The organism is Blautia glucerasea (assembly GCF_013304385.1).
Classification (GTDB): Bacteria; Bacillota; Clostridia; order Lachnospirales; family Lachnospiraceae; genus Blautia_A; species Blautia_A ammoniilytica.
This window is the reverse complement of the sequence record NZ_JAAITU010000108.1, coordinates 1-1,780: the sequence shown is the minus strand read 5'-3', so window position 1 is coordinate 1,780 and position 1,780 is coordinate 1. Positions and strand designations below refer to the sequence as shown.

The window sequence follows — 1,780 nt, the reverse complement described above, 5'->3', positions numbered from 1 at the left end:
GCTTCTTGCTCAATGGCTCTACTGAGCCAAGTATCTACAAGCTATCCTCGCGTGTCCCGCGATTCTTTTGCCCGGATACGGGCATTTTTTCTTGTTTTTGCTTATTGTCCGGATACGGACGCTTTATGCTGTCAGCATCCTTCTTGCCTCTTCACGGATGTTGATTGCTGCATTTCGATCTCTGTCCATTTCATTTCCGCACGTACAACGGTAAACTCTTTCGGATAATTTCAGCTCTTTTTTTATCTTTCCGCATTTACTGCATTTTTTGCTTGAAGGGAAAAAGCGGTCTATCTTTACTAATTCTTTTCCCTTCCAGGAAAGCTTATAATCCAGCATATTCCGGAACATCCCGTATCCATTATCCTGCACACTTTTCCCAAAATGCAGACACTGGCTCATCGCTTTCATATCAATATCTTCCACCGCAACTATATCGTACTGGTCTGTGATCCTGCGGCTCAGTTTATGCAGATAATCCCTTCTCTGGCTACGTATTTTTTCATGGCACCTGGCAACTTTCTTTTTCTGCCTCACATAATTGTGGCTTCCTTTTACACATCTTGACAGTTTACGCTGTTCCCTTGCCAGCCTTTTTTCATTTTTTCTGAAGAATCCTGCTTTTTCATGCTCGATCTCTTCTGAAAACACTGCCATCCCCTGCATCGCATAATCAATCCCCAGTATTTTGGCATTGCTGTAATCCTTATCTGCTGCTTGGTTTTCACAGCTGTATCCTTCATACAGCAGGCTTGCAAAATACTTTCCGGACGGCTCCATACTGACTGTCACTGATTTCAGGCGGCAGTTTTCTGCAGGCTCCCTGTGTTTTTTCATGGAGATCCATTTTAATTTTGGAAGCCGGATCCGGTTGCCTTCCAGCAGAATATTCCCGTTGACCACATTTGTTGTGTAGCTGTTTTTGGAGTGATGTTTTGACTTGAAACGTGGAAATCCAGTCTTAGGATCATGGAAAAAGTTCTTATATGCTTTCTCCAAATGAAGCTGAACATTTGCCAGGGCCAGCGAATCTACTTCTTTCAGGAATGGATATTCCTTTTTATACATAGCTGGTGTGTTTTTTAACATTTTCTTTGTCTTTTTGTACTCCTGTATCTTATCATTAAGCATCTGATTGTACAGAAAGCGGCAGCAGCCAAATATTTTTCCAAGGAGTATCTTCTGTTCATCTGTTGGATAGATCCGGAAACGATATGCTATGTTCAATACTTTTTCTCTCCCTGGGTTTCGATGTATTGGCGGATTACTTCAACTGGTGCCCCTCCTGCCGTCAAAAGGCAGAAACTCTGGCTCCAGAATGCTTCTTTCCAAAGTTTTTCCCGGATTTCCGGATACTCTTTTTTCAGCAGCCTGCTGCTGGCACTTTTATATGCATTGATAAATTTACTGAGTTCCGTTTTAGGCTGTGCGCGAAACATTACATGCACATGGTCAATATCATGATTCCATTCCTCCAAAACAATCCCATATCGGGGAGCAATATATTCCCATATTTCTTTTGCTCTTTCTGAAATTGGATCATTGATAACTTTTCTTCGATATTTTACCACCATAATCAGATGATAATACATCAAATATACCGAATGTGCATTGTGATCTGTTTTTTCCATAAAATCAGTCCTTTTTTTCGAATATTTATTTTATCGACTGATTCTATTATACCATGGTTCGTATCGAAGAACAAGTGTTCTTTTTGCTTTTATGCAATTCATCTCCCACCTGTAGAGGAAGGAGAATTCTTGCTATATATTATGTTAAA

Annotated in this window: 2 protein-coding genes; both read right to left on the bottom strand. The window is 40.6% G+C overall.

Features of this window, described 5'->3' with window-relative positions; genetic code table 11:
* Nucleotides 1-123: 123 nt before the first annotated feature.
* Nucleotides 124-1,227, bottom strand: coding sequence for an RNA-guided endonuclease TnpB family protein (locus G5B11_RS18555; protein ID WP_173729315.1), 1,104 nt, complete (start codon nucleotides 1,225-1,227; stop codon nucleotides 124-126).
* Nucleotides 1,224-1,631, bottom strand: coding sequence for an IS200/IS605 family transposase (tnpA, locus tag G5B11_RS18550; RefSeq protein WP_173729314.1), 408 nt, complete (start codon nucleotides 1,629-1,631; stop codon nucleotides 1,224-1,226). The genes G5B11_RS18555 and tnpA overlap by 4 nt, the downstream gene beginning before the upstream one ends.
* Nucleotides 1,632-1,780: the final 149 nt, after the last annotated feature.

Bases quoted from the DNA above. Each gene is read 5' to 3' on its own strand.
- tnpA (WP_173729314.1), bottom strand. From the start codon at position 1,631: ATGGAAAAAACAGATCACAATGCACATTCGGTATATTTGATGTATTAT.